Source organism: Actinomyces sp. zg328 (assembly GCF_009829635.1).
GTDB classification, from domain to species: Bacteria; Actinomycetota; Actinomycetes; order Actinomycetales; family Actinomycetaceae; genus Actinomyces; species Actinomyces marmotae.
This window is the reverse complement of record NZ_VWPE01000009.1, coordinates 18,421-37,053: the sequence shown is the minus strand read 5'-3', so window position 1 is coordinate 37,053 and position 18,633 is coordinate 18,421. Positions and strand designations below refer to the sequence as shown.

12 protein-coding genes are annotated in these 18,633 nt (G+C 72.4%); 1 reads left to right on the top strand and 11 read right to left on the bottom strand.

The genetic code is table 11. The annotated features are described in order from the left end of the window. From GVV75_RS05705 to hisN, 4 genes are all read right to left on the bottom strand, one after another. On the bottom strand, positions 1-2,151 hold a 2,151-nt coding region (locus tag GVV75_RS05705; protein ID WP_159813856.1), incomplete at its 3' end, for an AAA family ATPase. Beyond that, positions 2,148-3,497, bottom strand: a complete 1,350-nt coding sequence (locus GVV75_RS05700) for a metallophosphoesterase family protein (RefSeq protein WP_159813863.1) — start codon at positions 3,495-3,497, stop codon at positions 2,148-2,150. The genes GVV75_RS05705 and GVV75_RS05700, both read right to left, overlap by 4 nt. 82 nt (positions 3,498-3,579) lie before the next feature. Beyond that, positions 3,580-4,419 carry an undecaprenyl-diphosphate phosphatase gene (locus tag GVV75_RS05695; protein ID WP_159813854.1) on the bottom strand — a complete coding sequence of 280 codons (840 nt, stop codon included), beginning with the start codon at positions 4,417-4,419 and terminating at the stop codon, positions 3,580-3,582. 1,066 nt (positions 4,420-5,485) lie between these two features. After that, complete coding sequence (gene hisN, locus GVV75_RS05690; RefSeq protein WP_159524197.1) at positions 5,486-6,298, bottom strand: histidinol-phosphatase; 813 nt, start codon at positions 6,296-6,298, stop codon at positions 5,486-5,488. Positions 6,299-6,665: 367 nt separating this feature from the next. On the opposite strand from hisN, the gene GVV75_RS05685 reads away from it, so the two are divergent. Beyond that, the gene (locus GVV75_RS05685; RefSeq protein ID WP_159524198.1) at positions 6,666-7,208 is read left to right on the top strand and encodes an NAD(P)H-dependent oxidoreductase; all 543 of its coding nucleotides are present in this window, start codon (positions 6,666-6,668) and stop codon (positions 7,206-7,208) included. A gap of 201 nt (positions 7,209-7,409) precedes the next feature. Here GVV75_RS05685 and GVV75_RS05680 read toward each other — a convergent pair whose 3' ends face one another. The 7 genes from GVV75_RS05680 to GVV75_RS05650 form a co-directional block, all read right to left on the bottom strand. Continuing rightward, positions 7,410-8,468 carry a zinc-binding dehydrogenase gene (locus GVV75_RS05680; protein ID WP_159524199.1) on the bottom strand — a complete coding sequence of 353 codons (1,059 nt, stop codon included), beginning with the start codon at positions 8,466-8,468 and terminating at the stop codon, positions 7,410-7,412. Between the two features lie 282 nt (positions 8,469-8,750). Further along, complete coding sequence (locus GVV75_RS05675) at positions 8,751-10,757, bottom strand: ATP-binding cassette domain-containing protein (protein WP_159716975.1); 2,007 nt, start codon at positions 10,755-10,757, stop codon at positions 8,751-8,753. Further along, on the bottom strand, positions 10,754-11,548 hold the full coding sequence (gene modA, locus GVV75_RS05670; RefSeq protein WP_159524201.1) for a molybdate ABC transporter substrate-binding protein: 795 nt from the start codon (positions 11,546-11,548) through the stop codon (positions 10,754-10,756). Before modA ends, GVV75_RS05675 begins: the two co-directional genes overlap by 4 nt. 16 nt (positions 11,549-11,564) lie before the next feature. Next, a complete protein-coding gene (gene narI, locus GVV75_RS05665; RefSeq protein WP_159524202.1) occupies positions 11,565-12,356 on the bottom strand; it encodes a respiratory nitrate reductase subunit gamma in 792 nt (263 codons plus the stop codon). Positions 12,357-12,358: 2 nt separating this feature from the next. Continuing rightward, complete coding sequence (gene narJ, locus GVV75_RS05660) at positions 12,359-13,126, bottom strand: nitrate reductase molybdenum cofactor assembly chaperone (protein WP_159524203.1); 768 nt, start codon at positions 13,124-13,126, stop codon at positions 12,359-12,361. Further along, positions 13,123-14,808, bottom strand: a complete 1,686-nt coding sequence (gene narH, locus GVV75_RS05655) for a nitrate reductase subunit beta (RefSeq protein ID WP_159524204.1) — start codon at positions 14,806-14,808, stop codon at positions 13,123-13,125. The genes narJ and narH overlap by 4 nt, the downstream gene beginning before the upstream one ends. Beyond that, a complete protein-coding gene (locus GVV75_RS05650) occupies positions 14,808-18,548 on the bottom strand; it encodes a nitrate reductase subunit alpha (RefSeq protein WP_235905490.1) in 3,741 nt (1,246 codons plus the stop codon). The genes narH and GVV75_RS05650 overlap by 1 nt, the downstream gene beginning before the upstream one ends. Positions 18,549-18,633: the final 85 nt, after the last annotated feature.

The following is an 18,633-nucleotide window of genomic DNA, read 5'->3' as shown; positions in this document are numbered from 1 at the left end:
CCAGGGCCCGCGGGCGGCCTCGCAGTCGGCGAGGCCGCCCGCATGCGCCTGGCGCAGGGAGCGAGCGCGCTCGGCGGCCTCAACCTCGCGGGCCAGCAGCCCCGACTGCTCCTCGCGCAGCCCCTGCGCTCGCCGCCCGTGCTCCTCCAGCTCCTGGCGCAGGCCGTCCAGGGAAGCGGCGCGCTCGCGCGCCCGGGCCAGCGCCGCCCGCGCGTCCGCCAGGGCGGTGGAGGCCTCCGCCGGGCCGGCGCCCTCGGCCTCCTTCACGGCCTGGCAATGGGCGGCCTTAGCGGCGTCGTGCTCCCGGCGCGCGCGGTCCAGGGCGTCCTCGGCCCTGCGCGCGGCGGCCTCGGCGGCCTCGATATCGGCCCGAGTGGTGGGCTCGCCACCGTCGACGACGGCCGGTGAGGGGTGCTCGGCGGCGCCGCAGACCGGACAGGCCTCGCCGTCGCGGAGCTCGCCCGCCAGGGCGCCCGCGGTCGATGAGATCCAGGAGTCGCGCACCGCCGCCACCCGGCGCGCGGCCTCGTCGGCGCGCCCGGCGGCGGCTGACAGCCCCGCCCTCACCTCCTCGACCCGCTCGGCGAGGGCTGGGACCGCCTGGGCCGCCCTGTGGCGGGTGGTGGCCGCCTCCTGCGCGGCGACGAGGCCATCGAGCCGGGCGCCGGCCTCCTGCGCGCTCCCGATCCGCTCGCGCAGGCGCTGCTCCTCCCGGGGCCAAGTGGTGGTCAGCTCCTCCTCGATCGCCGCGAGGCGCGCGCGGATCGGCCCCATCCCGGCCTCAAGGGCCTCCGCCTCCGCGAGTTTGCCCGCCAGGCCCTCCTCGATGCTCACCAGGGCCGACAGCGCCCCCGCCTCCTGGGCCAGGTCGGCTGCCAGTCCCTCCAGGGAGGCGGGAGCGCCGATGCCACGCGCTGCAGCGGCGGCGGCCCGCTCGTCAGCGCCATTCGGGGTCCCCTCACCAAGGCGCCGCCAGGCGGCCTCAGCCCGGGTGAGCAGTGGCGCGGCCGTGGCAGTGACCCGATCGCGCAACTCCGCCACATGCGCGGGGGCGCTGTCCTCCGCCGGTGCTTCCAGCCGCGCCCGCAGCGCGCTCACCGCATCCCGCGCCGCTTTGGCGGCGCGCTCCGCGGCGTCGACGGCGGGCAGGGCCCGGGCGGCCCGCTCGGCCGCGGCCAGGCGCTCAGCGCGCGCTGAGTCCTCCTGAGCGCGCGCCTCCAGGGCGGTCCGCTCGGTGAGGAGCTCGGCGCGCCGCTCAAGAGCGGCGTGAGTGCCGCGGGCGGCCTCCACCGCCTCACTGGCGCGCTGCTCCGCTCCGGCGGCGGCCGCGCGGCGCCGGCTCGCCTCCTCGGTGAGGGCGGCGGAGGCCTCGCTGATGGCCCGGGCCGCACCGCGCATGGCGGCCGCATCGGGCGTGGGGCCGGTGGCGGTGAGGTGGTCGATGACCCCCTCGGGCAGGTCTGCCGCGCCCAACTGGGGCAGCGCTGCGAGCCCCTTCCCGGTGGAGTCCAGGGTGGCGCGCGCGGCCTCCACCCTCCTGCGCTCGGCCGCGGAGTCCTCGGCGAGCCTTTCCTCGATGCGCCGGTAGAGGCCCGTGCCGAAGACATCGCGCAGGAGCTCCTGGCGGTCGGCTGAGGTGGAGCGCAGGAAGCGCGCGAACTTCCCCTGCGGCAGGATCACGGTCTGGGTGAACTGCTCGCGGGTCAGCCCCACGGCGCGGGTGATCTCCGCCCCGGCGTCCTCGGCGCGGGTGACGGGCTCATCGAGGGCCTCGCCGCCGACGCCGGATAGCCGCCAGAGCTTGACGGTGGCGCCCTGGGTGGTGGTTCCCGAGCCCCGCTTCTTGGCCCGCTCATAGGCGGGGGAGCGCCGCACCCGGTAGACGCCGGCGCTCGTGGAGAAGACGAGCTCGATGACGCTCTCCACCCCCGGGCCGGCCAGGGTGGAGCGGATGCGGTCCTTGGAGGAGTCATCGGCATCGGCCACGGAGCCGTACAGGGCGAAGACGATGGCGTCGATGATGGTGGTCTTGCCCGATCCGGTGGGGCCGGTCAGCAGGAAGCGCCCCGAGTCGCCGAAGGCGTCGAAGTCGATCCTCTCGGTGCCCGGGTAGGGGCCGATCGCGGTCATGGTGAGGGAGTGGATCCTCATCGCGCGCTCCTCCCATCGGCCAGGGCGGCCTCGTAGGCGCCGCGCATGACGTCGAGCTCCGACGGAGCCGCGGCGCGCCCGGTGACGTCCTGAAGGAAGCCCTCGGCCACGGTCATCGGGTCGATCGCGGAGGTGACGGCGATGCGCTCCCGCTGCGCGCGCGCGGGCGCCTCATGGCTGAAGGCGAGGAGGTCGGGGAAGCGCTCCTTGAGGGTGGCCAGAGCGCCCGGGGGCCGCTCGCCCACGAGGATGGCGCGCACCCATGCGCCCACGGCGCCGTCGTGCGCGGGGGAGAGGAGCTCATCCATCGTCCCGCGCACGGTGGCCACGCGGTGGATGGCCGGCGTGTCCACGCGCTCCAGGGACTCCACGCCTCGCGGTCCCAGACCGACGATGATCGAGGACTTGGCGCCGGTCTCATCGAAGGAGAAGGGCAGCGGCGAGCCCGAGTAGGCCAGGCGTGGACCCGGCTCGCCGCCGGCGGTGAGCGGGCGGGCGAGCTCTTGGGGCCGGTGGAGGTGGCCGAGCGCCACGTAGTCGAGGCCGCCCGAGGCCCCCGCCGCCTCCGACCCTCCGAGGCCGGCGAACACTCCGGCGGGGATGGAATCCACCCCGCCCACGCGGATATCCCGCTCGGAATCGCTGGCCTGACCGCCGACGACGAAGGCATGGGCCATGAGCAGGCTGGGCAGGCGGGCGCTCCGCCCACTGCGCAGGCGCGCCAGGTCCGGCGCGACGAGCCGCAGCGCGGCCGCGACGACGGCCTCGTGGGAGCGGGGCAGGCGCGGGCCGGAGGCGCGGTCGGCCGCGTCGCCCCCGGTGCTCGCGTCGCCCTTGGGGGCGCCGTCGGCCGCCTCCCCACCGGGCCGACCGGCCACGTCGCTCCCGATCCGCTCCCCGAGGCGTTCGGCGAGAAGCGGTGGGAGGGACTCTCGGGCGGCGTCGGGGTCGAGGTAGGGAAGGGCGTGGATGATGAGCGCGTCCCGGCCATCGGCGTCCGGCAGGACGATGCCCCGGTCCAGCCCGCCCACGCGGGCGCGGATGAGGAGGCGCTCGCCCATGAGGTCCGAGGCGAAGCCGAGGCGCCGCGCCGAGTCGTGGTTCCCAGGGGTCAGGATGACCCGGGCCCGCTCCGTCAGGCGCCGCAGGGTGTCATCGAGGAGGGCCACCGAGTCATTCGGCGGGATGGCCCGGTCATACACATCCCCGGCCACGACGACGGCGTCGATCCGCTCCTCGGCGACGAGCCCGACGAGATGATCGGCGAAGGCGGCATGAGCGTCATCGAGGACGCGGCCGTGGAAGGTCCGGCCCAAATGCCAGTCCGAGGTGTGCAGGATCCGCATGGTCACACTGTCTCATGGGGGTGCGACACGAATGAGAGTCGCCAAGGGGCCGGGCCATCCCCGGGCGCCGTCGTCGGAGCGATCAGGCTCCGACGGCGCCGGTGGCCGCGAGCGCGGCGATGGCGCCGCCGAGCGCCACGCGGTAGATGAGGAAGCCCGTGAACTTGTTGGAGGAGACGAACTTGAGCAGCCAGGCGATGGTCGCGTAGGCCACGATGCCGGAGACGACCGTGGCGATGATCGTCGCGCTCCAGCCGATGCTCGGGTCCGAGATGTGATCGAAGGCCGTCACCGCCTCTAGGGTTCCGGCCGCGAGCAGCGCGGGGATGCCCAGGAAGAAGGACAGTCGCGTGGCCGTCACCCGGTCGAAGCGCCGGAAGAGGCCCGCGGAGATGGTCGCGCCAGAGCGGGAGATGCCTGGGAAGACCGGAGCCAGGGCCTGGAAGAGGCCGATGATGAGGGCGTCCTTGATGGACACGTCCCGCATCCCCTTGTCCAGGTCTGTGCGGCGGTCCGCCAGCCACATGACGGCCGACCAGGCGATGAGAGCGGCCGCGATGATCCACAGGGATCGCGCCGTGACCTCGATGAAGTCCTTGAAGAGCAGCCCGATGACCGCCACCGGGATGGAGCCCAGGATAACGCCCCAGCCCAGCGTGCAGTCGGGGTCGCGGCGGGCCTCCTCATTCACCAGTCCCTTACACCAGGCGGTCACGATCCGCACGATGTCGCGCCAGAAGTAGACGACGGCGGCCAGGATCGCGCCAACCTGGATGACCGCGGTGAAGGCCGTCATGCCCACCGAGTCGATGTCGTAGCCCAGCAGCTTCTCGACGATGTTGAGGTGCCCGGTCGAGGACACCGGCAGGAACTCGGTGATGCCCTCGACGATGCCGAGGAGGACGGCGTGCAGCCAGTTCATGGGACTCCGATCAAGGAACGACGACGGGGCCGGGGCCTCCGCGATGCTCCCGGAAGGCTACCGCGCCGAGCCCCCGGAGGAATCTCACGGCCCGCACCCCGGATGTGGAACGTCCCTCATCTGCCGCTGAGCTCCCCCGCTGGAGGAGGGTGGAGGGGTGGTGAGGTGGGGCGGGGCGGCGGGGAGGGCTGTGAGGTGGGTGGAGGGGTGGTGAGAGGTGCCATCGGCACTGACTGGTGCGGTTTTCGCCCACTGGTGCGGGCAGGACGCACCTGTCGGTGGGAGCGGCACCGCTCGGTGGGAGCCGCACCTGTCGGTGGGAGCGGCACCGCTCGGTGGGAGCCGCACCTGTCGGTGGGGGCGGTGAGGAGGGCGTCGGGGAGGCTGGAGGGGCGGCGAGAGGTGCGGTCGGCACTGACTGGTGCGGTTTTCGCCCACTGGTGCGGGTAGGACGCACCGCTCGGTGGGGGCTGCACCTGTCGGTGGGGGCGGCGCCTGTCGGTGGGGGTGGCGCCTGTCGGTGGGGGCGGTGAGGTGGTGAGGAGGGCGTCGGGGAGGCTGGAGGGGCGGCGAGAGGTGCGGTCGGCACTGACTGGTGCGGTTTTCGCCCACTGGTGCGGGCAGGACGCACCTGTCGGTGGGAGCAGCACCGCTCGGTGGGAGCCGCACCTGTCGGTGGGGGTGGCGCCTGTCGGCGGGAGTGGCGCCGCTCGGTGGGGGTGGCGCCGCTCGGTGGGGGTGGCGCCGCTCGGTGGGGGTGGCGCCTGTCGGTGGGGGCTGGGCGGTGGGTGGAGGGGGGTGAGAGGTGCCATCGGCACTGACTGGTGCGGTTTTCGCCCACTGGTGCGGGCAGGACGCACCTGTCGGTGGGAGTGGCACCGCTCGGTGGGAACGGCACCTGTCGGTGGGGGCGGTGAGGTGGTGAGGAGGGCGTCGGGGAGGCTGGAGGGGCGGCGAGAGGTGCCATCGGCACTGACTGGTGCGGTTTTCGCCCACTGGTGCGGGTAGGACGCACCTGTCGGTGGGAGCCGCACCGCTCGGTGGGAACGGCACCGCTCGGTGGGGGTCAGTCGGTCTCGGAGCCGAGGTGCTTCATGATCGCCTTGTGAAGGCGCCCGTTGGAGGCGACGGCGCTGCCTCCCCAGGGCCCGGCCTCGCCGTCGAGCGAGGTGAAGGCGCCGCCGGCCTCGGTGACGATGGGCACGAGGGCGGCCATGTCGTAGAGCTCGAGTTCCGGCTCGGCGGCCAGATCCACGGCCCCCTCGGCCAGGAGCATGTAGGACCAGAAATCGCCGTAGGCGCGCGTGCGCCAGCACGACTGCATGAGCGAGAGCATCCCGCGCAGACGGCGGCGTTCGGCCCACCCGGACAGGGAGGAGTAGGACAGCGAGGCGTCCCCGAGCGAGCCGACGCTTGAGACCCCCAGGCGCTTGGCGGAGGACAGAGACCGCCCGGTCCAGGCGCCGCCGCCGGCCACCGCCCACCAGCGCTTGCCCAGCGCCGGAGCGCTCACCAGCCCGACGACGACCTCCCCGTCCTCGACGAGCCCGATGAGCGTGGCCCACACGGGCACTCCCCGCACGAAGTTCTTCGTGCCGTCGATCGGGTCGATGACCCACTGCCGGGGGGCGTGGCCGGTGGGCGGCAGCTCCTCGCCGAGCACCGAGTCGCGGCCGCGGGCGCGCGCGAGGTAGTCGCGCACCAGCTTCTCGGCGGCGCGGTCGACCTCGGTGACAGGGGTCAGGTCGGGCTTGGTCTCGACGTTGAAGTCCTGGGCCTCGAAGCGGGGCAGCGTGAGGGCGTCCGCCTGATCCGCGATGGTGTGGGCCAGGTGCAGGTCGTCGCGCCAGCGGCGCTCGGGCGAGGTGGGGGCGCTCATAGCACCACGGTAGCCCCCGTGAGCCGCTCAGGTGGGAAGGCCGCCCCAGCCGTGGCGCCCCTGAGCCGCCCCAGCGCGGCTGCGCCCGCGCCCCATGCCGATGCAGCCTCACCGCCGGCGGGCCTGACTGGACGCGCGGCGCCGCCGGCGGGCGTGACTGGACGCGCGGCGCCGCCGGCGGGCGTGACTGGACGCGCGGCGCCGTCGGATGACGCAGGAGGCGGTGAGCAGGGCCGACGAGCCGGGGTGGGCCTGCTCACCTTATATAACGCTGGGGTCTCATCCGAGGTGGGCTACGGATAGGCTCGAACCAGGGCGACCCGGCCCCTGGCCCAGCCCGGTCTGATGGACAACTGAAGGAGCAGTCGTGAACACCCTGGTTCTCGTCTTCCACCCTGACCTGACCTCCTCGGTGGTGAATCGGGCCCTGGCCGCCGAGGCGGAGGGCGTCGCGGGTGTGACCGTGCGCCGGATGTACGACCTCTATCCCACTGGCGTCATCAACGTCGCCGCGGAGCAGGCCGCCATGGACGGCGCCGACCGCATCGTCATCCAGTTCCCGCTGCACTGGTACTCCGCCCCGCCGCTGGTCCAGCAGTGGCTCGACGACGTCCTCACCTTCGGGTGGGCCTACGGGCCCGACGGCGTCGCCCTGCTCGGCAAGGAGCTCATGATCGCCGCCACCGCGGGCGCCGCTGAGTACGGCCGACGGCGCATGGTGGGCTACTCGCTCACCGAGCTCCTGCGCCCCTTCCAGGCCTTGGCCGCCACCTGCTCCATGACCTACCTCGTGCCCTTCATCGTCATGGGCTGCCTGGGCATCATGGAGACGGACCTCATGGCGCGCCGCGCCGAGTACCGCAGCGTCCTGACCTCCGCGAACCGCCCCATCCTCGGGCGCCTGGAGTAGGCCGGGGACGGCATCGCGCGCGACGCCCTCGGTCTGGGATGGCGGGATCTGGTAGACGCCTAGGCCCAGCACGGGGATCTCGACTCCTTCGGCGATCCTCCGCGTTCTGATGGCGCTCCTTCCGGAAGTTCAGTGGGTGGTGGCGCGGTGGCCCGGCGGCACCGCGCGCCCCGGGGCGCCGCCGGGAACGGGGCCACGGGATCAGACCTCCAGGAGGACCTTGATCTCGCGGCGCTCATCCATGGCCTTGTAGGCCTCGGCGGCCTCGTCCAACGGCAGGCGCTTGGTGAAGACGCGGCCGGGGTGGATCTCCCCGGCGTCGATGCGCTTGATGAGGTCGGGTAGGAAGCGGCGCACGGGGGCGGGCCCGCCCTCGAGGTGGACCTCGCGGAGGAACAGGTCGAGGCCGTCGATCGTCTGGTCGTGCGAGACGCCCACGAAGCCGACGTAGCCGCCGGGACGGCATGAGGCCAGCGCCTGGTCCATGGACTCCTGGGAGCCCACGGCCTCGCACACCCCGTGCGCCCCGTAGCCGCCGGTGAGCTCCTTGACCTTCGCTGCGCCCTCCTCGCCGCGCTCGGCGATGACGACGTCGGCCCCGAACTCGCGGGCCAGTGCCGCGCGGTCCTCGTGGCGGGAGAAGATGATGACCCGCTCGGCCCCCAGCGCCTTGGCGGCCAGGACCGCCGAGAGCCCCACGGCGCCGTCACCGACGACGGCGATCGTCTTGCCCGGACCGGCGTTCGCGGCCACGGCGGCGTACCAGCCGGTGCCCAGGACGTCCGAGGCGGCGAGGTAGTCGGCGAGGCGCTCGGGGTCATCCGGCTCGCCGCCGGGCACCTTGACGAGCGAGCCATCGGCGAGCTCGACGCGCATGTACTCAGCCTGGCTGCCGGTGTAGTGGCCGGCGTTGGCGCAGCGCGAGGGGTAACCGGCCTGGCAGATCTCGCAGGTGCCGTCGGAGAGCATGAAGGAGCCGATGACGAAGTCCCCGAGCTCCAGGGAGCGCACGCCCTCGCCCTTCTCCACGATGGTGCCGACGTACTCGTGCCCCATGTACTGGTGGTCGACGGGCTGGGCGCCCCGGTAGGGCCACAGGTCGGAGCCGCACACGCAGGCGGCGGCGAGCTTGATGACGACGTCGCCGGGCCCCGCCACGCGCGGCGTCTCGATGGTCTCCACGGCGACGTCGCCGGGCGCTTTCATGACGACTGCGCGCATTGTGGCGGGCAGGGCGGGGGCTGTCGGTGCGGTGCTCATGGCGGGGCCTCTCTGACAAGAATCCGTCGATGCGTCAGAGCCTACGGAGGTCGCCGTGCTCGAAGCCAGGCCCTCTCAGTGCCAGGCATGGCCCGCCGCCGGGCGTGAGGGCCGGTGGGGGAGGGGAAAAATGGCGAGATTTGAGGATTGCTCGGGCAATTGATCACCTGGAGTGGGCCGCGCGCTCTCGCCTACCCGTTCTGACCAGCGCCATTATTTAATGTGGCATGGCGTCAGAAAAAGGAATCCTCAAACCGCGCCACGGCGGCTGCTGCGGGCGGATCAGCCGCGCGGGACGATGCGGACCTCGACGGCCTTGATGACGGCGATGAGCTCGCGGTCGGGGGCGATGCCGAGCTGGGCGACCGCGCCCGCCGTCACCGAGGCGGCCAGGCGGCATCCTCCGCTCTCCAGGCCCACCGACACCAGGGCTCCCGAGCGCTCCACCGTGCGCACCACGGCCGGCAGGGCGTTGCGCGGCGAGCCCGAGGGGGGCTCCTCATAGAGGGCCACGGCCTCCGGCGGGATAAGCGCGGCCGCGGGCTCGCCCTCCCTGACCTCCTGGCCCGGGCGCCCGTGGATGACCAGCCCGGCTCCTAGGTTGACGCGGGGGTCCTCCCGGCCACCCGCGGCGGTGCCCATGAGGATGGACGTGCCGGTCAAACGTGCGGTGAAGTCACTGCCCGGAGCCGATAGCACTTGCGCCGCCTCTCCGCGCTCGACCACTCGTCCCGCCTCCAGGACGACGACGTCGTCAGCCAAGGAGGCGATGTCGAGCACGTCATGGGTGACGAGCAGGACCGTCAGGCCCTCCTCGCTCGCCCGCCGGGTCACGAGGGAACGCATCTCCTGGCGGGCCCCCACATCGAGGGCCGCCATGGGTTCATCGAGGATGAGTGCGCGAGGGGAGGTCGCCAGCGCCCTGGCCAGAGCCACCCGCGCGGCCTGCCCGCCGGAGAGCGCACCCCCGGATCGACCGGCGAGATGCTCCGCGCCGACGGCCGCCAGCTCGGAGCGGGCCCGCCGCCGCGAGGCCCGGCGCCCCAGGCCCTGGCAGCGCGGCCCGAAGGCGACGTTGTCCAGCACGGACATATGCGCGAACACCCCCGGCTCCTGGGAGAGCAGGGCGATACCGCGCCGGCCCGCGGGCACGAAGCCCTCGGGGCCGTCGAGCACGCGCTCCCCGAGCCGGACCTCGCCGCCGGTGGCGTCGAGGAGCCCCGCCGCCACGAGGCAGGCCGTGGACTTCCCCGAGCCGTTGGGGCCGATGAGGGCCAGTCGGCGCCCGGCCCCGATCTCCAGGGATACCGACACGTCGCGCTCGGTAGAGGTGAAGGAAAGCGCCAGCGGCAGGCCGCGCGCGTTCCGCTGAGCGAGCGCGGGCGCCGGGCCCGGCGGGGCGGGCACCGGGCCTGGCGGGAGCGCTGAGGCGCGCTCAGCGCCCGAAGGCGCGGGGCGGGGCCGCCCCTGGAGCAGGGCCCCCCACGGCAGCGTCGTCGCCCCCACGATGAGGAAGGACGCGGTGATCAGGACGACGGCGAGCGCCAGCGCGGTGGCTGTGTCCTCCTCCCGCTGGAGGTAGATGGCCAGGGGCATCGTGCGCGTCACCCCCTCCTTCGAGCCCGCGAAGGCGATGGTGGCCCCGAACTCGCCGAGGCCGCGCCCCAGCGCCAGCGCCGTCCCCCGCGCCAGCGCCGGCCCGACCATCGGTAGGGTGATGCGGAGGAGCACCCTCCACGGCCCGGCGCCGAGCGCGCGGGCGATCATCTCCGCCCGCTCATCGCGTGAGCGCAGCGCCGCCTCGAGTGTGACCACCAGGAAGGGCATGGCGACGAAGACTTGCGCGATGACCACCGCCGTCGTCGAGAAGGCGATGCGCAGCCCCCAGGCATCCAGGACCCCTCCCAGCACCCCCTTCCTCCCCAGGGTGGCCAGCAGCGCGATCCCCGCCACGACCGGCGGCATCGTCATCGGCAGGACGGCGAGGACCCGCGCCAGGCGCACCCCGCGCCACTGCCGGGACAGCAGCAGCGCCAGCGGCGCCCCGAGCGCCACGCAGATGGCCGTCGAGGCCAGGCAGGTGCGCAGGGACAGGCTCAGGGCCGCCGTGGCGGAGGGGGAGGACAGCAGCTCGGGCAGACGGTCCCAGGCGACCCTGGTCCCCATGCCCGCCAGGGGCAGGATGATGAACGCCGCCCCGGCCAGCCCGAGGAGCAGCACCGTCAGGGGCAGCGGGGCCCGGGCGGCCCGGGAGCGGCGCGGGAGCAGGGCCGCCCGGGCGCCTGTCATTGGCCGGGGGCGCCGAAGCCGCGCGCCGCGAGGATCGCCTGGCCCTCGCCTCCGCGCACGAAATCGACGAATGCCTGGGCGGCAGCCGGGTTGGTGGTTGAGGAGGCCACTGCCAGAGGGTAGTGGTTGACGACCCCGCCGTCGGGGATCGTGACCTCGTCCGACGCGTCCCCGGAGGCCGCGGCGTCGGTCCTGTAGACGATGCCGGCATCGGCCTCGCCCGACTCCACCTTGGCGCGCACGTCGGTCACCTTCTGCTCCTCGGAGGAGGGGGACAGGGCCACACCCAGGGCCTTCTCAAGCCTGGCCGTGGCGTTGCCGCAGGGCACGGCCGCGGCGCAGACGACGAGGTCCTTGCCATCCAGTGAGGAGTCTAGGCCGGTGATGCCCCCGGGGTTGCCCGGCGGGACGATGAGGGTGAGCCGGTTGGTGGCGAACTCGGACGCGCCAGTCACGAGGGACTGCTCGGCGGCTGAGGCCATCGACCTCTCGTCGGCGGTGGCCAGGACGTCGGCCTGCGCGCCGTTGGCGAGATTGGCGACGAGGTCCTGGGAGCCCTGGAAGTCGTAGGTGATCGTCAGGCCGGGGTTCTTCTTGGTGAACTCGGTCCGGATCTCCTCGAAGGACTCCTTGAGGGAAGCCGCGGCGAAGACGGTCAGGGCCCCGGAGACCTGGCCGGGGGCCGGGGCTGACGGGGACGAGGCCCCGGAGCACGCCGCCAGCGCGCAGGCGGGCGCGAGGAGGAGCGCGATGAGGGCCGCGCGGCTTGGGAGGTGATCGCGGTGGCGCATTGGCGCGGTGGCCCTCCTATGCCCCTTGGGAGGCGGTGACGTCGTCGGGGCCCTGGTTGCCGGTGCCCTGCGTGCTCACCGGGTCCCAGCCGCGCCTGGGGGCGATGACCGAGGCGCGCGGAGCGCGGGAGCGGTACACCACGTAGGGCCGGGTCATGTAGCCCACGGGCGCCGAGACGACGTGGACCAGCCGGGTGAAGGGCCAGATCGCGAAGAGCAGCAGGCCGGCCACGATGTGTAACTTGAAGACCATCGGCACGTCCACCATGAGGGCCGGCTCGGGGCTCAGCAGGAAGATCGAGCGGAACCAGGGACTGATCGTCTCGCGGTAGTCGTAGCCGTGCTCGCCGCCGAAGAGCTGGGTGGTGATGGTGGCACACGCCCCCAGGAGGATCGGGATGAGCAGCATGACGTACATGACCACGTCGTTGCGCGTGGTCGCCAGGCGCACGGACTTGACCACGATGCGCCGGTAGAGCAGGCCCGCCAGCCCGACGATCGTCATCACCCCGGCGAGGGTCCCGGGGATGACCGCCATGAGGTGGTAGACGTGCTCGGGGATGCCCGCGGCAGTGGTGAGGGACTTGGGGATCACGAGCCCCATGAAGTGCCCGAGTGCCACGAAGAGCACCCCGAAGTGGAACAAGGGGGAGGACCAGCGCAGGATCCGGTTCTCATTCCACTGCGAGGAGCGGGAGGTCCAGCCGTACTGGTCGGTGCGCCACCGCCACCACAGGCCGACGGCCAGGAGGAAGAAGGCGGCGTAGGGCAGGCCGACCCACAGGACGTAGTGCTCGAAGGTGCTCATGCTCACTCCTGGACTGGGGCGACGCCGAGGACGGCCTCGCTCTGGAACTTCTGGAAGGGGCCCGCGACGGGCATCGAGACGGGCACTGAGGGGAAGGGCAGGACCTCGGTGACGCCCACGGTCTCCGTGGGGGGCCCTGCCGCGACGAGTCGGCGGATCCGCTCCGCGGTGGCCCCGTCCAGCGGCGCCAGGGTCATGCAGACCGCCTCGACGAGGCTGGCGTAGGGGGAGCCGATGTCCGTCAGGGCGCTGCGCAGCACCTCGATGCCCTCGCGATGCGAGGCGAGCAGGGCGTCGGCGATCTCGTCGCCGTGCTCGGCGCTGCGCGCGGAGAGCTCCAGGACCACCGGGAGGTAGTCGGGGAGCTCGTCGCTGACCATCTCGTAACCGGAGGCGGCCAGGGCCTGCTTGAAGGCCACGAGGGCGGCCCCGCGCTGACGCGTGTCACCCACCGCGTAGTAGGTGAGGTACAGGCAGCAGCGCCGGCGCCGGTCGAAGACGTCCACGTAGTGCTCCGCCAGGGCGCGCTCACCGAGCCGGCGGGCCTCCGACACGAAGCCGGCCAGGCGCTCCCGCACGACACCGGGCACGCCCTCCAGCGCCTCCTCGACGGCGTCCAGGCGCCTGCCCAACTCCCCCTCCAAGGGGTAGTCCAGGAGGAGCGAGGCGCACATATGCGCCGCGGCCCGCTGGGAGGCGGTCATCTCGACCGCCTCCAGGGGCTCTAGCGCCCGAGGGGGGCGCACAAACAGGGCGCCGGGCGCGCTCATCGAGGCGCCTCCCCGAGGCGCTCGACCACCGGGACCGGGCGGGTGTCGTCGTCCTCCAAGGGCATGCCGATCATGGGCATGCCGGGGTGGTTCGCCGCGCCCTGGGAGTCCGGCCCCGCCGCGGGCACGGGGGAACGGCGGATGGTCGGCAGGGGCAGGGAGACGGGGCCGTTGCCCGCCTGGCCGTGGAAGCCCGAGGCGTCGGAGTGGCAGGCCGACGGCGCGCCGTCGCCCAGCAGCATGCGCACGTCCTCGCCCATGGCCGCCATGCCGCGGGGGATCTCCGGCTTGGCGGTGGGGATGACGTAGCGGTCGTCGTAGTTGGCGACGCCCAGCAGCTCGTACATGCTCCTCAGGGCGTCTCCGGTCATGCCGACGGCGGCGGCGATCTCCTCATTGGGCTCCTCTCCCACGCGGATGTCGCGCATGTAGGAGCGCATGGCGGCCAGGCGCCGCAGGACCCTCTCGACGACGTCGGTGTCGCCCGCCGTGAACAGGCCCGCCAGGTACTCCAGCGGGATGCGCATCTCGGAGACGGCGGTCAGCAGCACCCTGTGGTTCTCCCCGTCCAGGCCCGCGGCCACGGCCTCGTCGACGATCGGCGAGAGCGGCGGGATGTACCAGACCATCGGCAGGGTGCGGTACTCGGGGTGGATCGGCAGGGCCACCTGGTAGGTGGAGATGAGGTCCCACACCGGCGACTGCTGAGCCGCGGTGATCCAGGTCTCCGGGACGCCCTCGGCGCGGGCGCCCTTGATGACCTGCGGGTCATGGGGGTCCAGGAGGATGTCGCGCTGAGCCATGTAGAGATCGCGGGGGTCCTCGACGGCGGCCGCCTGGGAGACGCGGTCGGCGTCGTAGAGGAGGACTCCCAGGTAGCGCAGGCGCCCCACGCAGGTCTCGGAGCACACGGTCGGCATGCCGATCTCCAGGCGCGGGTAGCACAGGGTGCACTTCTCGGCCTTGCCGGAGGCGTGGTTGAAGTAGACCTTCTTGTAGGGGCAGGACGAGACGCACATGCGCCAACCACGGCAGGCGTCCTGGTCCACCAGCACGATGCCGTCCTCGGCGCGCTTGTACATGGCCCCGCTCGGGCAGGCCGACACGCAGGTGGGGTTGAGGCAGTGCTCGCAGATGCGCGGGAGGTAGAACATGAACGTGCGGTCGATCTCGGTGGAGACGCGCTCGTTCATCCGCGCGAGCACCGGGTCCTCGGCCATGGTCTCCATTGAACCGCCCAGGTTGTCATCCCAGTTGGGCCCCCAGGAGATCGTGGGCATGTACTCGCCGGTCAGTTGGGACTTGGCGCGGGCCACCGGCAGCGCGGGGGAGTCCTTGGGGGCCGACAGAAGCTTGTCGTACTCGTAGGTCCACGGCTCGTAGTAGTCCTCGACCACCGGCATGTCCGGGTTGGCGAAGATCGTGGCGAGCTTGCGCAGGCGCCCGCCGGAGCGGGGCTTGAGCCGCCCACCGGGGGTGCGCACCCACCCGCCCTTCCAGCGCTCCTGGTCCTCCCAGGCGCGCGGGTAGCCGACGCCCGGACGTGTCTCCACGTTGTTGAACCACATGTACTCGGTGCCCTCGCGGTTCGTCCAGGCCTGCTTGCAGGTCACGGAACAGGTGTGGCAGCCGATGCACTTGTCCAGGTTCATCACCATGGCGATCTGTGCCATGACCTTCATCAGAACGTCACCTCCTGGTTGGTCCGACGGCGGATCAGGGTGACCTCGTCGCGGTTGTTGCCCGTGGGGCCGATGTAGTTGAACGCGTAGGTGAACTGGCCGTAGCCGCCGGTGAAGTGGCTGGGCTTGAGGATGATGCGGGTGAGCGAGTTATGCGTCCCCCCGCGCCGCCCCGAGCGCTCAGTCAGCGGGGTGTTCATAGTGCGGTCCTGGGCGTGGTGCATGAGGACCATGCCCTCGGGCACGCGGTGTGAGACGTTGGCCCGGGCCGCCACGATGCCGTTGCGGTTGTAGGCCTCCACCCACTCGTTGTCCCGCACCCCGATCTTCTCGGCGTCGGCGGGGCTCATCCACACCTGCTGGCCGCCTCGGCCCAGCGTGAGCATGTGGAGGTTGTCGTAGTACTGGGAGTGGATCGACCACTTGTTGTGCGCGGTGATGTAGCGCACCGCCACCTCGACGGCGCCCTCCTCCGAGGGGCCCACGTGACCCACGGGCTTCTCCCCGTACAGGGCGGTGAAGTCCAGTGGGGGCCGGTACTGGGGGAGGGACTCGCCCATGTCGATCATCCAGTCGTGATCGAGGTAGTAGTGCATGCGGCCGGTGACCGTGTGCCAGGGCTTGTCGTGCTCGACGTTGACGCAGAAGGCGGTGTAGCGGCGCCCCCCGTGCTCAGATCCGGACCACTCCGGGGTCGTGATGACGCCGACGGGCGCGTCCTGGGTCTGGCGGAAGGTGACCTGCTTGCCGGCCTCCTCCTGGCTCAGCTCGATGAGGTCGGTGCCGGTGCGCTTGGACAGGGTCGCCCAGCCCTGAGTGGCCAGGCGCCCGTTGGTGGCCCCCGACATGTGCATGACGCCGTCGCCGGCGCGGATGGGGGTGTCCACGAGGGGGCGGCCCTGCGCCGCGCCCTCGCCAGTGCCGTGGGCGGCGGCCAGGGCGCCCATCTCCTTGTCCGGGATGAGCATGATGCCCTTGGCGGGGATGCCGACCTTGTCCGCCAGCGGGCCCAGGGCGTTGAACTTGTTGAGGATCTGGGTGTAGTCGCGCTCCACGGGCACGAGCTTGGGCATGGTCACCCCCGGCACCCAGCCTTCGGGCAGCCCCGAGATGTCCCCGTGGGCCATGGTGAGGGCCTCGGGGGTGTCGTGGTTGATGGGCGCGGCGATGACGTCGGTCTGGGTGCCCAGGTGGGTCGGCGCCCACTGGGAGACCATGCGCGCGAGCTGCTGGTAGATGTCGAAGTCGCTGCGGGCCTCCCACGGCGGGTCGATCGCCATGTTGAAGGAGTGGATGAAGGGGTGCATGTCCGTGGTGGACAGGTCGTACTTCTCGTACCACGTGGCCGCGGGCAGGACGATGTCGGAGTGCAGGGTCGTGGAGGTGTTGCGGAAGTCCGCGGTCCACATGAGATCGAGCTTGCCCTTGGGTGCCTCGCGCCAGGTGACCGAGGCCGGGCGCAGCGCCTCGGGGGTCTCCTGGGCGTTGACGTCGTTGTCGGCGCCGATCATGTGCCGCAGGAAGAACTCGGTGCCCTTGGCGGATGAGCCGAGCAGGTTGGTGCGCCAGTTGGCCAGGATCCTCGGGAAGTTCTCCGGGGCGTCGGGGTCCTCGCAGGCGAAGCGCAGCTCCCCGCTGGTGAGCTGGGAGACCACGTAGTCGGCCTCGCTCATACCCGCCTCCTTGGCCTGCTGGCCCAGCAGCAGCGGGGAGCGGTTGAAGGTGGGGTAGGAGGGCATCCAGCCGCGCTTCATGGCCTCGACCATGACGTCGGTGGTGGTCTTGCCGGTCAGGGTGCCCGCGCCCAGTGGCGAGGCGACGCGCTCGACCCGGGTGGCGTCGTAGCGCCACTGGCTGGTGGTCAGGTACCAGAAGCCGGTGGAGATCATGTGGCGCGGGGGGCGCGCCCAGTCCAGGGCGAAGGCCCACTGCTGCCATCCTCCGATGGGGCGGACCTTCTCCTGGCCCACGTAGTGGGCCCATCCGCCGCCGTTGACGCCCTGGGTCCCGCACATGGAGGTCAGCGCGAGGATCGCCCGGTAGATCTCGTCGGCGTGGTAGTAGTGGTTGATGCCCGCGCCCATGATGATCTGGGAGCGGCCGCGGGTCTGGGCGGCGTTGGCGGCGAAGTCGCGCGCCGCCCGGATGAGGGCGGGCCCGGAGACGCCGCAGTGCTCGGTGGCCCAGGCGGGCGTGCCGGGCACGGTGGCGTCCTGGTAGTCGACGGGCCACGCCCCCGGCAGTCCGGGGCGCTCGACGGCGTAGTTGGCCAGGAGGATGTCGTAGACGGTGGTCACCAGCGTGCCGTCGGCCAGCCGGGTGGCGGGCACGCCCCGGTGGATGATGCCGCCGCCCACGGTGCCGGTGGGCGTGGCCGAGGCGGGCAGGTCGAAGCGGGGCAGGAGCAGCTCGGTGGGCTCGACCCGCGCGCCGGCGCCCTCCAGCTCCTCGATGCTCATGACCGGGTCGACGCCGTCCATGCGCAGGTTCCAGTGGCCGAGCCCCTCATCGGTGAAGCGGTCGGCCAGGGTGCCGCGCGGGTCGGCCGGGCCGCTGGCGCGGTCCCACACCAGGGGGCGGAACTCGTTCTTCGGCATGCCCTCGGCCACCCCCGGCACCCGGTCCGCGGTGAGGAAGCGCCCGGGAATCATGCCGGTGCCGTCGGGGGCTCGCACGAGCTCGACGAGGAAGGGGGCGTCGGTGCACTTCCTCATGTAGTCCAGGAAGTAGGGGGTGCGCGCCCCGACGTGGAACTCCTTGAGGATGACGTGTCCCATGGCCATGGCGGCGGCGCCGTCGGTGCCGGGGGCCACGCGCAGCCACTGGTCGGCGAACTTCGTGTTGTCGGTGTAGTCGGGGGAGACCGCCACGACCTTCGTGCCGTGGTAGCGGGCCTCGGTCATGAAGTGCGCGTCGGGCGTGCGGGTCAGGGGGATGTTGGAGCCCCACATGATGAGGAACTCGGAGTTGTACCAGTCGCCGGCCTCGGGCACGTCCGTCTGGTCCCCGAAGACCTGGGGGGAGGCGGGCGGCAGGTCCGCGTACCAGTCGTAGAAGGACAGCATGGCGCCGCCGATGAGCTCGTGGAAGCGGGCGCCCGCCCCGTAGGAGATCATGGACATGGCGGGGATGACGGAGAAGCCGGCGCAGCGGTCCGGTCCCCAGGTCCGGATCGTGTGGACGTAGGCGGCGGCGATGATCTCCATGGCGTCGTCCCAGCCGACCCTGACCATCCCGCCCTTGCCGCGGGCCGACTTGTAGGCCCGGGCGGTCTCGGGGGTGTCGGTGATCTCGGCCCAGGCGGCGACGGCGTCGCCCCCGTTGCGCTCCTTGGCGTCGCGGAAGGCGTCGAGCAGGACGGAGCGCACGTAGGGATAGCGGATGCGCGTGGGGGAGTAGGTGTACCAGGAGAAGGCCGCGCCGCGCGGGCAGCCGCGGGGCTCGTAGTCCGGCATGTCCGCCGGGGTGGCCGGGTAGTTGGTGATCTGCTTCTCCCAGGTGATGACGCCGTCGGTCACGTAGACCTCCCAGGCGCATGAGCCGGTGCAGTTCACGCCGTGGGTGGAGTGGACCATCTTGTCGTGGCTCCACCGGTGCCGGTAGAAGGCGTCGGCCTCCCGCCCGCCCTCGAGGAAGAGCCTGCGCGCGTCGTTGGAGGCCTTGCCCCGGCGCAGGTAGGAGCCGAGGCCGTACAGGGACGCGCCGGGCTCTGCCACCGCTGCCGCATCCTCGGAGATCATCGGGGCGCTCGGCTGGGCGAGGTGCCTCGGGTCTGCTGGACTGGTCATCTGGAGTCCTTCAGTGAGAGTGGGTGGAGTGGTGGGC